This is a genomic window from Pseudoalteromonas phenolica (assembly GCF_001444405.1).
In the GTDB taxonomy this organism is placed as follows: Bacteria; Pseudomonadota; Gammaproteobacteria; order Enterobacterales; family Alteromonadaceae; genus Pseudoalteromonas; species Pseudoalteromonas phenolica.
The window spans coordinates 133535-153866 of the sequence record NZ_CP013188.1; the positions used below are offsets into that span (position 1 = coordinate 133535).

Genomic DNA, 20332 nt, shown 5'->3' on the forward strand with positions numbered 1-20332 from the left:
GACGATGGGATAAAGAAGTCAGAAAGTTATGAATACCAAATACCGTAAGATCTTACCCAACTCTCAACTCGCTTATTACGATACACGTGAAGCTGTTGATGCCATTAAACCGGGCGCGTATGCCACACTCCCTTACACATCGCGTGTACTTGCAGAAAACCTAGTTCGTCGTTGTGAGCCTGAAAAGCTAGATGCAAGTTTGTCACAGCTAATTGACCGCAAACGCGATCTAGATTTCCCTTGGTTCCCAGCACGTGTTGTGTGCCACGATATCTTGGGCCAAACCGCCCTTGTTGACCTTGCTGGCTTACGTGATGCAATTGCTGCAAAAGGTGGCGATCCGTCTAAAGTAAACCCAGTTGTTCCGACTCAGCTTATTGTTGACCACTCGTTGGCGGTGGAGCACGCAGGTTTTGAAAAAGATGCATTCGAGAAAAACCGCGCCATTGAAGACCGTCGTAACGACGACCGCTTTCATTTTATCAACTGGACAAAAACTGCATTTAAAAACGTTGACGTTATCCAGCCGGGTAACGGCATCATGCACCAAATCAACCTAGAGAAAATGTCGCCGGTTATCCATGCGCGCGACGGTGTAGCATTCCCAGATACCCTAGTTGGTACCGATAGTCACACGCCACACGTTGATGCACTCGGTGTAATTGCAGTAGGTGTAGGTGGTCTTGAAGCCGAAAGCGTTATGCTAGGTCGAGCTTCTTACATGCGCCTACCAGATATTGTCGGTGTTGAGCTGAAAGGTAAAGCACAACCAGGTATCACCGCAACGGATATCGTATTAGCAATTACCGAATTTTTAAGAGCTGAAAAAGTAGTTGGCGCTTACTTGGAGTTTTATGGTGAAGGTGCGGCAAGCTTAACACTTGGCGACCGTGCAACCATCTCAAACATGACACCAGAGTATGGCGCGACGGCGGCGATGTTCTACATCGATCAGCACACCATCGATTACTTAAAGATCACCGGTCGCGACGACGAGCAAGTTCAGCTTGTTGAAAACTACGCAAAAGAAACAGGTCTTTGGGCTGACAGTTTAGAAACCGCTGAATATGAGCGCGTTCTTACTTTTGATTTATCAACGGTTGGCCGTAACATCGCAGGCCCTTCAAATCCGCACCGCCGTGTATCTACTTCTGAGCTTGCACAAGCGGGTATTGCAGGCACAGTTGAAAACGAAGAAGGCAAAATGCCAGATGGTGCGGTGATCATTGCGGCAATCACCAGCTGTACTAATACCTCTAATCCGCGTAATGTAATTGCCGCTGGTCTACTCGCACGTAATGCCAACGCAAAAGGATTAACTCGTAAGCCTTGGGTTAAATCATCTCTGGCACCGGGTTCAAAAACAGTAAAAATGTATCTTGAAGATGCAGAGCTATTACCAGAATTAGAGCAACTTGGTTTTGGTGTTGTGGCATTTGCGTGTACAACTTGTAACGGTATGAGTGGCGCGTTAGACCCGAAAATCCAACAAGAGATCATCGACCGTGACTTATACTCAACGGCGGTACTGTCGGGCAACCGTAACTTTGATGGTCGTATTCACCCATATGCAAAACAAGCTTTCTTAGCGTCTCCACCATTGGTTGTAGCGTATGCGATTGCCGGAACCATTCGTTTTGACATCGAAAAAGATGTCCTTGGTCATGACCAAGACGGTAACCCAGTTACCCTAAAAGATTTGTGGCCAACGGATGAAGAGATCGATGCAGTGATCGCTAAAAGCGTGAAGCCAGAGCAATTCCGCCAAGTATACGAACCAATGTTTGACTTAAACGTCGATTATGGCGAGAAGAACGATCCGCTTTACGACTGGCGTGAAATGAGTACCTACATTCGTCGCCCACCATATTGGGAAGGCGCACTAGCCGCTGAGCGCACCATGAAAGGCATGCGTCCACTTGCTGTACTAGGCGACAACATCACTACCGACCATTTATCACCTTCAAATGCGATTTTAGCAAGCAGTGCAGCAGGTGAGTATTTGGCGAAGATGGGTCTGCCAGAAGAAGACTTTAACTCATATGCAACCCACCGTGGTGACCACTTAACCGCGCAGCGTGCAACCTTTGCGAACCCGAAATTGTTTAACGAAATGGTGTTAGACGAAAACGGTGAGGTAAAACAAGGTTCATTAGCGCGTATTGAGCCAGAAGGTAAAGTAACGCGCATGTGGGAAGCCATCGAAACCTACATGGAACGCAAGCAGCCGTTGATTATTGTGGCAGGTGCGGACTATGGTCAGGGTTCATCACGTGACTGGGCGGCCAAAGGTGTGCGTTTAGCGGGTGTTGAAGTGATTGCGGCAGAAGGTTTTGAGCGTATTCACCGTACAAACTTAATCGGTATGGGTGTATTACCTCTGCAATTCGAAGCCGGTACAACCCGCAAAACTCTCGGTCTTGATGGTACTGAAACCTATGACGTTATTGGTGAGCCAAGCCCGGGTACAACGTTAACCTTATTGATTAATCGTCAAAACGGCGAGCGTGTAGAAGTGCCTATGCTATGTCGTCTTGATACTGCAGAAGAAGTATCAATCTACGCGGCTGGCGGTGTTCTTCAAAGATTCGCACAAGACTTTTTAGAAGCTAATAATTAATAAATAAGCGGATGGGGCTTTCTCATTCGCTTTTGAAGGATTTTTAAATGGCTTTCAAACCACAAATTAAAGTACCAGCAACTTATATGCGTGGCGGCACCAGTAAGGGCGTTTTTTTCAACCTTGCTGACTTACCTGCTGCGGCGCAAGTTGCTGGCGAAGCACGCGACAACTTATTGCTACGCGTGATTGGTAGTCCTGATCCATACGCAAAACACACAGATGGTATGGGCGGTGCAACATCAAGCACCAGTAAAACTGTGATTTTGGCAAAAAGTGATGTGCCAGATCACGATGTAGATTATCTATTTGGTCAGGTAGCAATTGATAAGCCTTTTATCGATTGGAGCGGAAATTGCGGAAATTTAACTGCCGCGGTAGGCGCATTTGCAATCAGCAACGGACTAGTTGACGCTGAACGTGTGCCTGAAAACGGCATTGCGGTTGTGCGTATTTGGCAAGCAAACATCAAAAAAACCATCATCGCGCACATTCCTATGACCAATGGGGAAGTGCAAGAAACCGGTGATTTTGAGTTAGATGGCGTGACTTTCCCTGCAGCCGAAGTCGTGGTCGAGTTCATGGACCCAGCTGACGGCGAAGGCGATATGTTCCCATCTGGTAACTTAATTGACAGTCTTGAAGTGCCAGGTATTGGCACTTTCCCTGTGACCATGATCAACGCGGGTATTCCGACCCTATTCTTCAATGCAGAAGATTTAGGTTACACAGGCACAGAGTTACAAGAAGCCATTAACAGTGATGCTGCCGTGCTTGAGCGTTTTGAAACCATTCGCGCTCATGGCGCAGTGAAAATGGGTTTAATCAAAGATATCGAAGAAGCAAAAGTACGTCAGCATACGCCGAAAATCGCATTTGCTGCACCTGCTCAGGCTTACACTGCCTCAAGTGGTAAAGCAATTGCTGAGTCTGACATCGATGTGTGTGTACGTGCACTTTCGATGGGTAAGCTTCACCACGCCATGATGGGCACAGCGGCTGTTGCAATTGCGACCGCAGCTGCAATTCCTGGCACCATAGTGAACTTGGCTGCTGGTGGTGGTGAGCGTGAAAGCGTCACCTTTGGTCACCCATCGGGCACATTAAAAGTCGGTGCAGCTGCAAAACTTGCCGATGGTAAATGGCTGGCTGAAAAAGCGGTCATGAGCCGAAGCGCAAGAGTGCTAATGGAAGGCTCAGTACGCGTACCGCAGGGTTAATCTTCAAGAATGACAGTATTTAAGCAAATTGTTCATGAGTTGTGATACTCCCAAGGCCCGAGAGGGCCTTTTTTAATGGCTGAATCACTCCGTATTTATATTTTCAAAGTAAAGGGATTAGGAATAAATGATAGAAGCAGTTACCACCTTGGCACTCACTACCGCACTTTTATTAGGCTCACCTGGGCCTGCACCACTTGCCCTAGCAGGTGTCGGTGCCAGTTTTGGTTTTAAGCAAGGATTAGGGTTTCTTGCTGGTATTCTACTCGGCTTGCTGGTGGCAATTAGCTTAGTGGCATTGGGGTTAGGCAGTTTGTTTGAGCAATTCCCAACGGTCAAACTCATTTACCAAGGTATCGCAACCGCTTACTTAATTTATGTGGCGTATAAGATCGCGAGTAATACCAGCGGTATAGAGCAAAGAGCTGGGGCAGCACCAAGCTTTAAAGATGGTTTTATATTAAATTTAATCAACCCTAAAGCCTACGCCGCGTTTTTAGCTATTTTTGCAAACTTTATGATCCCTGCTAGTTCACCGGTTTACAGTGCCATGTTAACTGCTACGGTTAGCTTTATTGTTGCTGTTATCGTTGATGGATTATGGATGGCTATCGGCAGTAAACTCAGGCCTTTTTTTGCAAAACCCGAGCAAGCAAAATGGCTGAGGATTGCGTTTGCATTGCTGTTATTAGTGAGCATTGGCGCGTCTTATTTCCTCTAAGTTTTCACACCAAGCTTTTGTTGAAAGAAACACACAAATTGTTACTTATTAGTCGTTTACATAGTAAGCAGGGTGAGAGAGGCTAATACCAATCCGCAATAACACTTAATCATTTTGAGGGATTAAACCTGATGATAGCTACGTTAAAGATTTCTCATTTAGAATAACTAAATAACGAAATATTTGCCTTGCCTACATGGATGTAGGTACCTCAGCGATAGCAGGACGCGTGAGCGGTGCTACCAACAAGGTTTTCTTGCCTCAAAATAGACTACTTAGTTAAGCGGACTGGTATAAGAGCAGAACTTCCAAGGAATCACCGATGTTGAATTTAAAATCTAGTCTACAAGTCATTGCGTTTGCAGCTGTTGTGTCTTTCTCTGGCGCAAGTAGTGCAAAAGCCACCTTTAATGCTGAACATAACGATATCGTTAAAACAGTAAACAGTTACTTTAAAGGCATTGCAGAGTCAGACGAAGGCTTAATAGCACAAGCTTTTGAGCTAGAAAATGGTCATATAAAGTCTATCGTGACAGATAAAGAAACTGGCAAGCAAAGTATTCGCAGTCAAACCTTAGGTGACTTTGCCAAGATATTTAAGCAGCCGACTAAAGATCACTGGCAAGCCCATATCCTTTCGATTGATGTTGTTGACGAGCAAATGGCCATGGTTAAGTTGAATTTTGAAACATCAAAAACCCATTACATAGATTACTTAGTGTTATATAAATTCAATGACGCTTGGCGGATCGTGAATAAGACGTTTGTGGCTAAGCCAAGAACATGAGCATTTTGATGACAGCGGCACTTGATTGTTTATTGAGAGCTTTTTTGCATCTAACACTTTAAGTAAAGACCTAAAGCTTAACAGATAAGATGACTTTTCAGGCTAATCTAATGCTATATTGCGCTTAAATTTACATGTTATAAGAATAATCTAATGCGCATATTAGTTGTTGGAGCGGGTATTGCAGGGTGTGCTCTGTATCGTCGCTTAAAGCCACTCGGTCATGAGATTGATATTATTGAAAAGTCATCAGAGTTAGCTTCTGAGGGCGCCGCGATTTGTTTACCTGCCAACGCCATGCTTGCGCTAGAGCAATTAGATTTAGCCGAGCAGGTTAAACAGCTTGCTTTTCAAGTTGATCACATAGAATATGCGCTGTCATCGGGCAAGACCTTAGCTTCTGCTTCACTACATGAAGCGCCTTTAAATAAAGCGCCTTTTGTCGCTTTGAAGCGCGATGCGCTGATGTCTGTTTTAAGAGACGGCATGGCTGCTGATGTGCAGTTAAACACTTGGCCAACAGAACTAAGTCAAGAAAATAAAGAAGTGTCGGTGACTTTCAATACAGGTGCTTGTAAAACGTATGACCTTGTCGTTGCGGCTGATGGAATTAACTCAGCCACAAGAGGTATGGTTCAATCAAATACATCATTGCTGACTCATCAAGTCACTAACTGGCGTTTTATTACTAAAAAGCCTAAAGCCAATATACAGCCGACTTACTATGTGGGAAATGACTCTGCATTTATGATTTACCCAATCAGTGACAGCGAGGTGTATTGTTATGGTCAAATTATGGATGAGCAAGGTCAGTATGCTGCATTATCGAGTGATAAAGCACTGCAAGATATCTTCTCAGAATATGATGTGCCCGTTGCACAATGTGTAAAAGGCTTAACCGAAAAACAGCATATAGTGCTTGGGCAACTTAAGAGTGTAGGGCAAACAGAGTCAGTATTTGATCGCGTGGTTTTAGTTGGGGATGCGCTGCATGGTTGCCCGCCGAGCCTACAGCAAGGTGCAGGCATGTCTTTAGAAGATATAAACTGTCTTGCAGATAACTTAAGTAATAAGCCTGTAGATAAAGCACTAGAGGCCTATAAAACAGCAAGGGCGGAGCGAATCGCTTGGACGGTATCTGAATCTAATAAAATCATTAAGCTAGCAGGGTTAGGACGTTCGCCAATCGGTCGATTTATTCGCAATAGTATTATTCGATTGAAAGGCCCAGCTAATGTTGTGGGTTGGCGAAAGCTACTTACAGATTGGCAGTAATAGCTTTAAATAATCTAGAAATTAGATTATTGGTTACAAACCCCTATGTAGATATCCACAGGGGTTTTCGTGTTATTAAAGAGGTGAAGTGTTTTTAGGCTCAACCGCTTCTTTAGCTTCAAGCTTTTGCTCTGAGCTAGCAGGCTCTTTTGACTCTACTTTCTTTGGGTTTTTAATCACCCCCTTTTGCAGAATAAGTGTATTCGGATAGGTGATCAGCTCATCTTCACGGCGAATAAGAACATGAAACAGCGAAATCTCTTCAATAACGCCTGAAATATCGTCGTCTTTGTCCATGACTTTAATTCTGTCACCAACACGGTATGGAAAGCCGAAGAAAATGATTAAGCTGGCTGTGATATTACTTAAAATCGACCACTGGGCAAAAAGTGCCACACCTAATACAGCAAACACTGACGACATAAATAACGCCACTTGCGAGTAGGCTAGCCCCGAAATACTCACTATTAGCGGAATAATGAACAGCAACGCAACGATATAAATGGTTTTACTGATGTATTTGATACGAAAAATACTGACGCCTTTTTTATTGCCATAACGATGGATCAAAGAGTCGATAAATTTTAGTGAAAGAAAAAAGCCCAAAATAATGAGCACGATCGTTAAGGTTTTCATGTTATTCCTAAACTTGTCTTAAAAATATGTGGTAGGTAAACACACTACTACTGTACAACTTAAATCTCAGTGACTTCAACAATCGCATCAGTATTGAGCTGACCATAAATATGTGGAAAAAGCCCAAGCTCAGGGTTATTAGTAGCCCCTTCGTACTTAACTTCAGGTTTGATGAGGTTTGGGTCAACTTTCAACAACGATAGAGGACCTTGGTCTTTATAAAAGCGCGCCAACACGTAATTAATTTGTGTCTCCGAGCATGCATGAATAAAGCCCTCAGTTTCAATTGAAGGCGTGCTGTAAAAAGCTTTACCAAGAGTTACTGCCACCTGCTCTGTCGGCAAAATTAAGTAAATAGCATCTTGCATTAAAAGTTCCTCATTCTGTATTGGGCGAGATTGTACCTTAGAGTTTGCATTCATTGAGATCTGTTTTCTAAATTTCGCTCTATAATCATTCAGATGAAAGAATTATGTATGACTTATTTGGTTGTTGGACCCAAATCAATACATTGACGGTTATGTTTGTGATAATCATGTATGAACAGATCAGAGACGAAGGAGTTTTAGTGAGGCTTTTAAACAAATTAGTTCTGTTAACTTGCATGCTAGTAGGCGCAAAGTCATTAGCGGCTGACTCGCCTACGCCTTCACAGTGGAAGCCTGCGCCAGACTTACCGATTACTTTTCAAGAAGTGTATCCTGCCGTGTTTATGGACCGAGTGTTCATCGGTGGTGGCTTTACCACGACAGATTCTGACAGTTTTTATGGTTTAGGACCGACACGAAAGGTATTCATCCTAAATCCCGCAGAGCAGTTTTGGGAAAAAGCGCCTGACTTACCTGAATCTCGACATCATTTGGGGATGACGAGCAATATTCATTATGTATATGCCATCGGTGGTTTTACTGGTCCTAAAGAGGATGCGTGGCAGCCGCAGCGGGCGGTGTATCGCCTAGATAGTAGAAAAAGTCGCTGGATGAGTGCGTCTTCTTTACCTATTCCTATGGCCGAGTCTGTTTATGCAAACGTCGGTAAAAATATTCATGTGATTGGCGGGAAAACGCGAAAACGTGGTGAGACGCAAAACATCGACACCAACGCCCACTATGTGTTGGTGAATAACGCGTATTGGCGAAAAGCCAAACCCGCACCGACAGCCCGCGCTTCGGCCGCAGGTGCAGTGATCGGTAATGACATCTATGTGATTGGCGGACGGACTGGCGGTGAAAATCGACAGAACTTAAACACTGTTGAAGTATACGATACCCAAACTGAAACTTGGCAAACTCGCGCTCCTTTACCGATTGCCGCGGCTGGCCTTGCTGCTGCCGTGATTGATGGCAAGATTATCGTCTCAGGCGGCGAAGCTTTTTCGAACACCGGCAATTGGCAAGATGGCAAAGTGTTTAACTCAGTGTTTTTGTATGACCCTAACATTGACGAGTGGCAGGAGCTTGAGCCCTTACCGACCCCGCGTCATGGTCACGGTAAAGTGAGCCTAAACGGAGAAGTATATGTGCTCGGTGGTGCCGCTAAAATTGGTCCGCAAGAAACTCTATCAAGCACTTTGATTTATCATCCAACACAAGACTGATTAAAAGTAGAAAGCGTTAGAGTCTTCTAACGCTTTTAATTCAGGCTCTTCTTAGAAGCAATTATAAAACCAGAGTAAACTTAGCCCCTTCACCTACCTCAGAGGCCACTTTTATACGTCCTTTATGGCGATGAATAATTTGCTGACTAAGGGCTAAGCCTATGCCTGAGCCCTTAGATTTAGTGGTAAAAAAAGGCACGAAGATCTTCTCAAGTGCACTCTCTTCTATGCCATCGCCGTTATCCTGTATGGTGATTTCGCATTTTCCATAGCGGTTAATGCTCGCAGTGATATTCACTGCTTTCTCATTTTTTTGACTTATCATTAAGGCATCTAGCGCATTGGTGATTAGGTTAACTAGCACTTGCTCAAGCATCTTTTTATCGCCTGAGACAGTTAAGTTTTCGGGCTCAATCGAAAGTGTTAAAGCGATATTGGCCTCATCAAACTGTGGTTTAACGAGCGGCTGCAAATCATCAAATAGGCTTTGCACAGAGAGTGGTTGTAGCTCTAAATGAGGAATATGTGTGAGCTTACGATAATCTTCAATAAACCCAAGCAAAGACTGACTGCGAATGCCAATGGCGTTCAGGCTTTGCAGGTAATCGTCGACTAAATCTTGATCATCTACTTGGTTTGCAAGCTGCTGCTCTGTGATGGTCGCCAGGGTGTTTGAGAGCGAATAAATAGGAGCGACAGAGTTACCAATTTCATGAATTAATACGCGAATAAGCTTTTGCCATGAATCCATTTGCGTACTTTCTATTTGCTCAGAAATGGCTGTAAACAGCCAAAGCTCATAGCGACTATTATGGTAATTAAAGGCGAAATATTTAAATAGCATGTCGTCTTCGACACTGGCACCTTGTTTGGTTTGTTCAAGAATAGACTTTGCGCTTAGGAGTTCTTTCGCATCGCTAAACGTTCGAATGTCTAGGCTTTGCTTAGCGGTATTGTTACACACAACTACGTCTTGCTGATTCTTGATGAGGATCACCCCTGCATCAATGTGTTGTAGCATGGTCTCAAAAATAGCGACTTGTTCTGCTTGCTTGAATTTATCGTCTTGTACTTTTTTGATCAGGTCATTGCAGATTTTTTGCTCTTTTGCACCTAGGGTGTGGGTTTCACTGAGGCGAAAACTACTGTCTTGATATTTCAGTGCATTGATGACTTCGTTGAATTGCTGTTGCTGTTTGGCAAAAAGCTTGAGTGTCAGGGCTGCAAATAGAGCTGAGCCAAAGAAAGCCAAAATGCTGAGCAAAGTGGCATGGCTGAATGCAACACCATAAAGCCCAATACAGGCAAAACCGACTGCCGAAACAAAGTAACCCAACACCGCTGCGCTGTTTTTATTAAACACCGTACTTCTCCATTTTGCGATATAACGACGCACGGGTGATACCGAGTGCTTTAGCTGCATGGCTAATGTTGCCTTTAAAATCAGCAATGGCGCGCTCTATGGTCATTTGTTCAATGTCAGCAAGGTCATAGGTGTCGAGCTGCGCAGCAGCGCTTTGCGTCTCTTGGCTAGGCATGAGCTGAAATTGCAGTTGTTCACCGTCTGATAAAATCACTGAGCGCTCAACTAAGTGCTGTAGCTCACGAATATTGCCCGGCCAATCATAGGCAAGTAACTGCGCCATGGTCTTATCACTCACCGTTTTATGGCCTAGTTTGTATTTTTTGGAGTAAAGATCGGCATAAAACTCTATCAGCAATGGAATATCTTGCGGTCTATCGCGTAGTGCCGGCAGTGTGATCTCGACGGTATTGATGCGATACAACAAGTCTTGTCTGAACGAGCCTTCACGCACCATGTCGTATAAATTCATGTTGGTCGCGGTGATCAAACGAATATCGACCGAAATTTCTTTGCTACCGCCAACAGGGGTGATCACGCGGTTTTGAATAGCAGTTAATAGCTTGCCTTGTAATTCGAGTGGAATATTCCCGATTTCATCTAAAAAGAGAGTGCCGGTGTCGGCCAACTCAAAGCGACCTTGCTTGTTTTCTTTGGCATCGGTGAATGCGCCTTTGGCATGGCCAAATAGCTCACTTTCAAATAACGAGCTGGCAATGGTACCCATATCAACCGATAAAAAGGTATCGTTAGCACGCAATGATTGTTTATGAAATTCTCGGGCGATAACTTCTTTTCCTGTGCCACTTTCACCTAAAATCAGTACATTGGCATCGGTCTTTGCGGCTTTTTCGAGGGTTGTGAACACTTGCTCCATGGCAGGGCTTTTGGCAATGAGGTTCTCAAATGGACGATTTTGATCTGCCAAAGACAGCGCCGCGATTTGGTTCAGCTTTTTGCTTTTTTGGCGCTGTGCGCTCAAGTCAATACAGTTCGCAACGGTTGCCAGTAGCTTTTCGTTTTGCCAAGGCTTGAGCACAAAATCACTGGCCCCTTGTTTGATGGCATCCACTGCCATCGACATATCGCCAAAAGCGGTAAATAGCACCACAACGGCGTCTTCGTCGATGGCTTTGATTTGTTTTAACCAGTAAAAGCCTTCAGCCCCTGAGGTTGATTCCCGGGTGAAATTCATATCGAGTAAGATAAGAGAAAAAGACTCTTTCTCCATGGCGTCACTGATGTTGTGTGGGTTATCTAGTGTGACAACACGTTTGTAGTGTTGTTTTAATAACATCTTAGTGGCAATTAAGATCTCGGCGTTGTCATCAACCACCAAAATCGACTTATCAATTACAGCCATGGCGCATTTCCTTACTTTCAAAGTGTACGATATCGTACACCAAGTGTTTTAAAGTTTTACACTTTTATCTGTGTTAAATCGCACTTAAAATGGTAACTGATTGTTTTATATTGGTTTTTGTTTCTGGCATAGTAATTGTCTTATATCTAACAAATCTAAACGATTAGGATGTTAGAAATGGATAAAGTGATCAGCAAAAAACGCACATTTAAAGCAGGGTGGTTGGCAGCGCCAGCAATTGCCATCGCGTATTTTTTAATAAGCAATACCGCGAATAGTAGTGGCAGTCATTACAACCTAGAAATGGACAAAATTAAGGTCAGTACAGTCACTCGTGGTGAATTCACCGATATGATCCCACTGCGCGGCAATATTACCCCGAGTAAATCAGTGTATTTAGACGCCATTGAGGGCGGCCGTGTAGAGCAGCGCTTTGTAGAGGAAGGCGCTATGGTTAAAAAAGGCGATAAGATTTTAGCCTTAAGCAATACTGGTTTGCAGCTAGATGTTATCTCTCGTGAAGCACAAATTTCTGAGCAGTTAAATAACCTACACAATACTCGTTTAGCCATCGACCAAAACCGTTTAAATCTAAAGCGCAACTTATTAGAGCTGGATTTTGAAATTAAACAGAGTGAGCGCAAACTAGCTCAGCATAAAAAGCTGGTGGCGAACAACCTAGTATCGCAAGACGAATTAAAAGCCGTGATTGACCGCACACAGTACTTAAAAGATCGCCGCACGCTGGTAATTGAACAGCAAGAGCAAGATGAGCTTATTCGTACTGCACAAATTGCCCAACTTGAAGACAGTGTTGCACAGCTTAATAAGAACTTAAGTTTCGCCCGTAAGAACCTTGAAAACCTAGTGATCAAAGCGCCGATTGACGGCCAGCTAACCGCATTCAATGCTGAGCTGGGAGAATCGAAGTCGCGAGGTTCACGTTTAGGTCAGGTTGATATTGTCGGTGAGTACAAGGTCAGTGCGTTAATTGATGAATTTTATCTGGGCCGTGTATTTGCTGGGCAAACCGCAAAAATCACCCATCAAGGTCAAGATTACACACTGACACTTGCAAAAGTGTATGCCGAGGTAAGTAATGGTCGTTTTGAAGTTGATTTAACCTTTAACGATGCCTTACCTGAGCGTATTCGTCGCGGCCAAACGTTACAAATGGAACTGCTACTTGCCGATGCAAAACCAGCCAAGATGATCCCAAATGGCGGCTTCTTCCTTGATACAGCTGGTAAGTGGGTGTTTGTAATCGAGCAAGGTAGTGATGTTGCTGTTCGTAAACAAGTTCGCTTAGGCCAGCGCAATAACAAATTCATTGAAGTGTTAGAGGGATTAAATGAGGGCGACAGAGTTATCACCTCAAGCTATAGCACTTTTATCAACATGCAGACTTTAAAGCTGACGCAGTAAACGTGCGTCACCAATTAACAATTAGAAAGATTTAAAAATTAAAAAGAATTAGGACTAAACAGATGATCAACTTAACTAACATTAGCAAAATATTCCGCACAGAATCAGTCGAAACACATGCGCTTGATAGCGTCTCGCTGCACGTAGAGAGAGGTGAGTTTGTGGCCATTATGGGTCAGTCTGGCTCGGGTAAATCAACGCTACTGAATATCGTCGGCATGCTCGATCACATCGACCAAGGTGAATACATTTTTGATGGCAAAAACATTAGTGGCTTTACCGAAAATAAGCTGGCCGACATTCGCAAAGACAACATTGGCTTTATCTTCCAAAGCTTTAACTTAATTGATGAGCTAACCGTTTTTGAAAATGTTGAACTGCCATTGGTTTACCAAGGCATAGCGAAAAAAGAGCGTGAGCAGCGCGTATTGGCGATTTTAGAAAAGGTCGACATTGCGCACCGCAAAGATCATTACCCACAGCAGCTCTCAGGCGGTCAGCAGCAAAGGGTCGCAGTAGGGCGTGCCATTGTCGCAGAGCCAAAAATGCTCTTGGCCGATGAGCCAACAGGTAACCTAGATTCCAAAAACGGTGAAGAGGTCATGAAGTTACTTGCGCAATTAAATCGTGAAGGTGTAACCATTGTGATGGTTACTCACTCAGATCACCATGCCAATTACGCACACCGCGTGATCAATGTATTAGACGGTCATATCGTGTCACAAAATATGCAGGAGGTGCGTTGTGCTTAATAACTATTTGACCATTGCCTATCGCAATCTGTTAAAACAAAAACTTTACTCAGGCATTAATATTTTGGGCTTAGCCATAGGCTTGGCGATTTGCATCAGCATGGCAATCTTTGTTGAGTCTGAGTTGGGTTACGATAAACACATTAATAACCATGAAAACATCTACCGTACGTCTTTAAAAATGACAGTGCCAGGCTCGCCAGCACAACATTTTGCACAAGGCTCGGTATATAACGCTGAACGTTTTTCGGCAAACTTTGATGAGATCCAAGAAGCAACGCGACTACGTGAAATTGGTGCCACTTTAGGGTTTGGTAATACACATTTTAGTTATGATGGCATTAATCTAGCCGATGCCAATGCGATTGAGTTTTTCTCTTTAGAAATGTTACAAGGCGATGCACAAACAGCCCTTGCTGCTCCAAATTCTGTGGTGCTGACAGAATCTGCGGCACAGCGTTACTTCTCAAGCACTAATGTGATGGGCGAAACCCTAATGTTAGCTAATCGCATTAGTTTAAAAGTCACAGGGGTAATTAAAGACTTACCAACACGTACTCATTTAGATATTTCAGCGCTAATTAGTATGGGTACTGCCCCTGAGTTTTTACAAAACCCAAATTGGGATCAAAACCCAAGCTTTAACTATCTGACTTATTTTCAGCTTGCGCCGAATACAGATATCAAAGCCCTTGAAGCTGGCTTTCCTGATTTCTTAGAAAACCATGTTGGCGAAGGGGTGAGTGATGCGCTGAATTATACGCTGATTAACATCACTGATATTTATCTCAACTCTCACTTCTATGGTGAAATGAAAGAAAATGGCGACATCAATATCGTCTATTCATTCAGTATTATTGCCGCGCTTATTCTACTGATTGCGTGTGTGAACTTTATGAACCTGTCTACCGCAACGGCGACTAAACGCGCAAAAGAAGTTGGGGTACGTAAAACCCTAGGTGCGAAGAAACACAGCTTAATTACTCAGTTTATGGTTGAAGCTATTATGCTTTGCTACATTGCTTTATTCATCGCCATTGCACTGGTTGAGGCGACCTTGCCTATTTTCGCTGACTTTATTGGCAAAGAGCTGGCATTTACCTACTTTGATTTAGGTACATTAGCTATTTTATTATCTCTGGGTTTATGTGTCGGGTTGATTTCAGGTGCGTATCCAGCGTTTTATTTAAGCGCCTTTAAACCCGCTAAGGTGCTGAAAGGTGAAGTGACGCAAGGTAAAGCTGGGGCGTTACTGCGTAAAGGTCTTGTAGTTTTTCAGTTCAGTGTGGCAATTATCTTGATTGTGGCGACCGTGGTTGCAAGCTTGCAGTTAAGCTATGCGCGTAACATTGACCTAGGTTATGACAAGTCGAATACCTTTGTACTACGTGGTTTATATACCACTGAAGCCAGCCCACAGCGCGATGCCATTAAAACGCAACTATTGGCGAACCCAAATATTAGTAGCGTAACCAAAACATCACGTTTTCCGACGGGAGCTTTAACAGATGCTATGGGCTTAATTCACCCAGCAACAAACGAAATGCAGCTTATGCCTGTGCTGTCAGTCGATGAAGACTATTTCTCGTCTTACAACATTAAGTTGCTTAGTGGCCGAGGGTTCAGCCGTGACTTCACTGCAGATGTGATTTCTCGACCTTCAGAAGAAAATCCAAACCCAGAGTTTAGTGTGGTCATTAATAGCGTAGCCGCTAAAACATTGGGTTATACCCCTGAAGAAGCAGTAGGTAAGCAGTTTAAAGTGTTATTTACTCGCACTTCTGAAGGCACAGCGACCATTGTAGGTGTAACAGAAGATTATTATTTCTCGTCTTTAAAAACAGAAGTGGCGCCAACCTATCACTTACTTAACCATAACAACGGTTACAACATGTCGATTAAGTACACAGGCGACACGGCGCAAGTACGCGACTACATTGAGCAAACATGGAGTAAATTTGTACCTGAGCAGCCGATCGCATTGGATTACTTAGACGATAGATTCAACCAGATGTATCAGCAAGAAGATAGAGAATTCATTGTATTCAACCTGTTCTCTTTACTGGCTATTTTCATTGCATGCTTAGGATTATTTGGCCTGGCATCCTTTACCACACAACGTCGTACCAAAGAGATTGGTATTCGTAAGGTGCTAGGCGCATCTGTGCTAGATATTGTTATCTTAATTAATAAAGAGTTCTCAAAGCAGGTGTTGATTGCCAACATCATTGCATGGCCTGCTGCCTACTTCATTATGCAAGAATGGTTAAATAGCTTTGTGTATCGTATTGATTTATCAATATTGCCATTTGCAGTTGCAACGACTTTGGCCTTTGTGATTGCGTGGGTAACGGTTGGCTCGCTATCAGCAATTGCAGCGAAAGAGCGACCAATTACAGCATTACGGTATGAATAGGGTATATCAAGATATATTAAACTTTGATAAAGCCAGATAGTGATAACTGGCTTTATCTCTCAGCAAAAAAATGGCTTCTATAATGAAGCCATTTTGCGTTTGCACTATTGTGGGAGAGTACTTGAGTTACATTACCAACAACCGTTTGCGCAATTTACATTGTGATGATTGTGTATTTGAGATTTATGACCGATGTGAACATTCACCGTCACACCGTTATAAGTCAACGTTGCCCATGCCACCGTACCATTGTTCATCCACCAAGTACTTTGACTGTCTCCTGCATAAGCAAAGCTGCCAGACAGTGTTTTCGTTGCTATTTTTTGGCTACTGATATAAAAGTTAACTACGGTGCCAGCTGGTGCATTTGGAAAATACCCTTTGATGCCTCTAATGCGTTGGCCATGACAGCATCCATCAGACCCTTCCCAATTTACTTGACCATTTTTCGCCGCATTTTGTAACTGTTCAGCGGTATTAGGGTCATTTTCTATAATGGTTGCTGTTTGCTGTGAGCTTCCTGAGGCATTGTCAGTAGCAGATACATGTACATTAAATTGCTTGTTTCCTTCGTATACTGAGTTATCAATGGTGGGGATCTGTATCCGATGATGAGTTTCACCGGCAGCAATGGTAATAGTTTGGTCAGGGTAGGTGTAATCATTATTAGGCGAAGTAATAGGGGTTGTTGAAACATCAACTTTCACGTCTTGCCCGATTGGCCGACTAAGAATTATATCAAACTCTAATGTGCCTCCTTCATTAACTGAAGCAGTAATAGCAGATAGTGATATTTCGGGCAATGTGAGGGGTTGGCAGAGCGGAGTTTCTGGACAACCTATATTATTCGAATTATCTATCGCTAGATCATTTAGTTGTGCTGGGAGCGTTGTCATTTTACAGGCCTCCCCAGTCAAAGGATGAACTTGATAAAGATCGGTTTTATTTAAGCTTCCATAATCATTCGTTTTATCACGGCTGACTATTAAAGCACCTTCACCATTAAACACTGCTCCTGTTAAAGTCGTAATTGCATGGTCGGTTAGTTTACTTAAATTTAATGTTTCCAAGTTAACAGTAAAAATAGCCGAGTTAGTGATTAAAAACAGCTGGTCTTGATAAAAAGCCAAATCGCCTCGCCACATCTCACTGTCTTCCGAGTAACCAGAGAGTGTGCCAAGCAATGTTGTTGCGCCAGAGTTTGGGTCAATACTGTACAGCTTATTAAAATATGAGCCGATCAGCAGGCCTGTATTTTGGTTATAAGCTAGGCGGTACATAGGTTTACTTTTGGCGAGCGAAATATGGTTTTTGGTTGTCATATCAACATAAGCAACCCGTGTGTACTTGTGTCGACTTGCTGAAATCGGCAAAGATTTAAGTTCTGTGCTATTTAATTCAACATCATTTAAATCAAGCTGATACTCATATGCTCTAGGGGCACTGATATAGTACAAGCGATCCAAATCACTAGCATAAGCCAAAGCCGCGGAGCTAAAGAGCGCTTTTGAGTGAATATAGGTATCTCCACTGTACTCATTCACATCAAATATGAGACCGACTTCACCTCGACCAGCATTAATACCATAAAGTTTGCCAGTACAATGTGCTGAGTAAACCTCCGCTGATAACAAGCAGCATAAAGTTATGAATAAAGTAGTTAAATGGTGGATTTTCAACATAGCTTACCTCTCTAAAAATTAGATGAGTTCTGGCCAATCCTTGAAAGAATGTTTTATTTTTGAGCTGTTAGTAATCCATAAAAACCATCGTTTGTAAACATTTATTTTACATTTAATAATGATAAGGTGCTGTTTATTTGCTTCTGGATGTGGTTTTTTTGTGTGTTTTTAGCAATTTACTTCATATCAAGTAACATCAATTTAGAAATAAAATATACTGCTTATCAGACTTGTGTATTATTTATATCTAGCTTTGATTTTCCAAGTGAAGATATTAGGTACAAAGAGTGACATTTCATGTGAGGCTGAAAGGTACATAAAGTCATGTTTATTGAGTTCAAGCAATTTGAGGTGGTTTGTGATAGCCGTTTTGAGTTTTTTACACTATTGCGTTTTGTGATGTTTAACTTTCCCGAAAGTGCGAACGATTTAGTAAACCCTAAGTAGGTTAATACCAATCCGCAATAACATTTAATCATTTTGAGGGATTAAAACTGACGCTAGCCACGTTAAATATTTCTTAATTAGAACGGCTAAATAACGAAATTTTTGCCTTGCAATCGACAAGTGTTTCTTGCCTCAAAGTAGACCACTTAATTAAGAGGATTGGTATTATTCCAGTATTAAGTTTTACCTTAGCGCACCTATAAAGCTATGAGTGTTTGGTGTTAAGCTAAACAGCACGTTTACTCGGCAATTTGAGTTTCATTTTTGCTAATGGCTGCATATCTTTGATTGACTCCTTGAATATACGTTTTAAATGCCACTAACTCTTCACCTTTCAACTGAATATTGCTTGGTTGCTTCATGGTTAATGGGTTAATTGCTTTGCCATTTTTATGCACTTCATAGTGTAAGTGACGAGCTGTAGACATACCGGTATTACCTAAGTAACCAATTATTTGGCCTTGTTTTACACTCGCGCCTTTTTTAATGCCTTTTGCGAACCCTTTTAAATGCGCATACAGGGTGCGATAGCCGCCATGATGCTCTAATAAAACACGATAACCAAAGCTTTTACTGTAGTTGGCCTTGAGTACTTTGCCTTTACCTGCCGCCATAATAGGCGTACCAGTTGGTGCACTGAAATCAATGCCTTTGTGTTGGCGAGTGTAGCCTAAAACAGGGTGTTTTCTCTTACCAAAAGACGATGAGAGTCGTGCGCCATTGAGCGGCGTTTTCATTAAAAAGTTTTGTGCGAGCTTCCCATCTGCAAAGTAATAGGCGTCTTCGAACTGGTAGAGTTGGTAGACGTCTTTATTGTTCACAAACTCTATGGCAACGAGTTTTTGCGGGGCACTAAACTTTTCGAATAAATGCGCGTCTTGTTGTACCGTTGATTGGCTAAAGTTCAATGTAATCTTATCGCCAGTTCTGATCTCACGTTGAAAGTCGACAAAATGAGACATAGCTAAAATCGCACTGTTTATCACATTGGCGGGGATCTCTGCCTGACTCGCGGCTTTATAAAGACTTTGACTGATCTCAAACGATTTACTGAAGCGACGCTGTCTCACTTCTATTGAAATAGGCGACAACTGCCACGTGTTATCAATTAATGTGGCTTCAATTAATTCGCCATAGCTAGTGGCAAAGCGAAGGTGTTTTTGTTCTTTTGCTGTGTCAGTGTCTGTTGTGTCGTTGCTGTTTATGTCTGCATCAGTCATTGTTTCAGCGTTCATAACAGGCGTATTGACTATGTGTGTGACAACATCGAATTGAGTCCCAGATTTAATTTTCTTAAAATCAAAATGAGGCTTTATGTCGCGGGCTAGCGCATAAATTTGCGACAAACTGAATCCGGCTTCTTTTAAAACATGAGTAATGGTTTGGCCGCGTTTTAACGTATACGTTGTGACTTGAGGTGGAACTTCAAGCGGCTCTGGCTCAGCGATAATCTCTGCTGGTAATTCAGTATTAGCAGCATCTTTGTGGTTGTCTGCTACAGCTGTATCAGCGGCTGTCTGCGCTGAAAGAGGTTCATTTGGTTGTTTTGCTTGCTCATTGTTGTCATTGCAGCCAACTAGAAATGTGCTTAACAATAACAGTCTTTTTAAAGCCATATTACTTCCTTGAAACATCGCTGTTGAACGAATGTATTTTCATTTTATTTTTATAGTTAGATTTTTGTCTGCTCAGGCATTCTAATCGCGCAGGGTGCACGTCAGCTGAACGGGTTATTTAGTGTAGGGGCTTTTTGGTAGGAATAAAACAAATAAACCCTGAAAATCAGGGTTTATTTAGGTGATTGAGTTAATTAGTGAAGACTAAATTAACCTTCGTCAGGTGTATTAGTTTCGACAGGTAAAGTTGATGCTTTGTAGCTTCCGTCGGCGTTGGTTAACTTTTTTTCTTTTTCACCTGTGCGTGGAGGAAGTTCTGGAACTCCAGTTCCACCTCCAGCTGTTCCACCTGCAATGAACTTTAAATCACACTGCTCTAGCTGTTTCATAATTAGATCCTTTTTTATTTTTC

General features: G+C 42.8%; 16 protein-coding genes. 9 read left to right on the plus strand and 7 right to left on the minus strand.

Annotated elements, in window-relative coordinates:
* Positions 1-28: 28 nt before the first annotated feature.
* From acnD to PP2015_RS17910, 5 genes are all read left to right on the plus strand, one after another.
* Entirely contained in the window at positions 29-2620 is a 2592-nt protein-coding gene (gene acnD, locus PP2015_RS17890; protein WP_058031843.1) for a Fe/S-dependent 2-methylisocitrate dehydratase AcnD, read from the plus strand.
* 47 nt (positions 2621-2667) lie between these two features.
* On the plus strand, positions 2668-3840 hold the full coding sequence (prpF, locus tag PP2015_RS17895) for a 2-methylaconitate cis-trans isomerase PrpF (protein ID WP_058031845.1): 1173 nt from the start codon (positions 2668-2670) through the stop codon (positions 3838-3840).
* A 127-nt stretch (positions 3841-3967) separates the two neighbouring features.
* Positions 3968-4561 carry a LysE family translocator gene (locus tag PP2015_RS17900; RefSeq protein ID WP_058031847.1) on the plus strand — a complete coding sequence of 198 codons (594 nt, stop codon included), beginning with the start codon at positions 3968-3970 and terminating at the stop codon, positions 4559-4561.
* A gap of 322 nt (positions 4562-4883) precedes the next feature.
* Positions 4884-5348 carry a nuclear transport factor 2 family protein gene (locus PP2015_RS17905; protein ID WP_058031848.1) on the plus strand — a complete coding sequence of 155 codons (465 nt, stop codon included), beginning with the start codon at positions 4884-4886 and terminating at the stop codon, positions 5346-5348.
* Between the two features lie 153 nt (positions 5349-5501).
* On the plus strand, positions 5502-6623 hold the full coding sequence (locus PP2015_RS17910; protein ID WP_058031850.1) for an FAD-dependent monooxygenase: 1122 nt from the start codon (positions 5502-5504) through the stop codon (positions 6621-6623).
* A 75-nt stretch (positions 6624-6698) separates the two neighbouring features.
* Here PP2015_RS17910 and PP2015_RS17915 read toward each other — a convergent pair whose 3' ends face one another.
* Both PP2015_RS17915 and PP2015_RS17920 read right to left on the minus strand, forming a co-directional pair.
* The gene (locus PP2015_RS17915; RefSeq protein WP_058031852.1) at positions 6699-7259 is read right to left on the minus strand and encodes a mechanosensitive ion channel family protein; all 561 of its coding nucleotides are present in this window, start codon (positions 7257-7259) and stop codon (positions 6699-6701) included.
* Between the two features lie 59 nt (positions 7260-7318).
* Positions 7319-7627, minus strand: coding sequence for a DUF952 domain-containing protein (locus PP2015_RS17920; protein ID WP_058031854.1), 309 nt, complete (start codon positions 7625-7627; stop codon positions 7319-7321).
* Positions 7628-7731: 104 nt separating this feature from the next.
* Between PP2015_RS17920 and PP2015_RS17925 the strand changes: the two genes are divergently transcribed.
* Positions 7732-8856 (plus strand): Kelch repeat-containing protein, encoded by a 1125-nt coding sequence (locus PP2015_RS17925; protein ID WP_227009270.1) that lies wholly within the window; start codon positions 7732-7734, stop codon positions 8854-8856.
* A gap of 61 nt (positions 8857-8917) precedes the next feature.
* Here PP2015_RS17925 and PP2015_RS17930 read toward each other — a convergent pair whose 3' ends face one another.
* Entirely contained in the window at positions 8918-10279 is a 1362-nt protein-coding gene (locus PP2015_RS17930) for a sensor histidine kinase (RefSeq protein WP_157599108.1), read from the minus strand.
* On the minus strand, positions 10212-11582 hold the full coding sequence (locus PP2015_RS17935) for a sigma-54-dependent transcriptional regulator (protein ID WP_058031858.1): 1371 nt from the start codon (positions 11580-11582) through the stop codon (positions 10212-10214). Before PP2015_RS17935 ends, PP2015_RS17930 begins: the two co-directional genes overlap by 68 nt.
* A gap of 177 nt (positions 11583-11759) precedes the next feature.
* On the opposite strand from PP2015_RS17935, the gene PP2015_RS17940 reads away from it, so the two are divergent.
* From PP2015_RS17940 to PP2015_RS17950, 3 genes are all read left to right on the plus strand, one after another.
* Positions 11760-13007, plus strand: coding sequence for an efflux RND transporter periplasmic adaptor subunit (locus tag PP2015_RS17940; protein WP_058031860.1), 1248 nt, complete (start codon positions 11760-11762; stop codon positions 13005-13007).
* Between the two features lie 62 nt (positions 13008-13069).
* Positions 13070-13759: an ABC transporter ATP-binding protein gene (locus PP2015_RS17945; RefSeq protein WP_058031862.1), complete on the plus strand. Its 690-nt coding sequence runs from the start codon at positions 13070-13072 to the stop codon at positions 13757-13759.
* Positions 13752-16175 carry an ABC transporter permease gene (locus tag PP2015_RS17950; protein ID WP_058031864.1) on the plus strand — a complete coding sequence of 808 codons (2424 nt, stop codon included), beginning with the start codon at positions 13752-13754 and terminating at the stop codon, positions 16173-16175. The genes PP2015_RS17945 and PP2015_RS17950 overlap by 8 nt, the downstream gene beginning before the upstream one ends.
* A 131-nt stretch (positions 16176-16306) precedes the next feature.
* Here the strand turns inward: PP2015_RS17950 and PP2015_RS17955 are convergent, their stop codons facing one another.
* The 3 genes from PP2015_RS17955 to PP2015_RS17965 all read right to left on the minus strand — a co-directional run bounded on the left by PP2015_RS17955 (position 16307) and on the right by PP2015_RS17965 (position 20309).
* Entirely contained in the window at positions 16307-17857 is a 1551-nt protein-coding gene (locus PP2015_RS17955; RefSeq protein WP_058031866.1) for a Calx-beta domain-containing protein, read from the minus strand.
* Positions 17858-18543: 686 nt separating this feature from the next.
* Entirely contained in the window at positions 18544-19920 is a 1377-nt protein-coding gene (locus tag PP2015_RS17960; protein WP_058031868.1) for a M23 family metallopeptidase, read from the minus strand.
* Positions 19921-20129: 209 nt separating this feature from the next.
* Positions 20130-20309, minus strand: coding sequence for a hypothetical protein (locus PP2015_RS17965; RefSeq protein WP_058031871.1), 180 nt, complete (start codon positions 20307-20309; stop codon positions 20130-20132).
* Positions 20310-20332 lie beyond the last annotated feature (23 nt).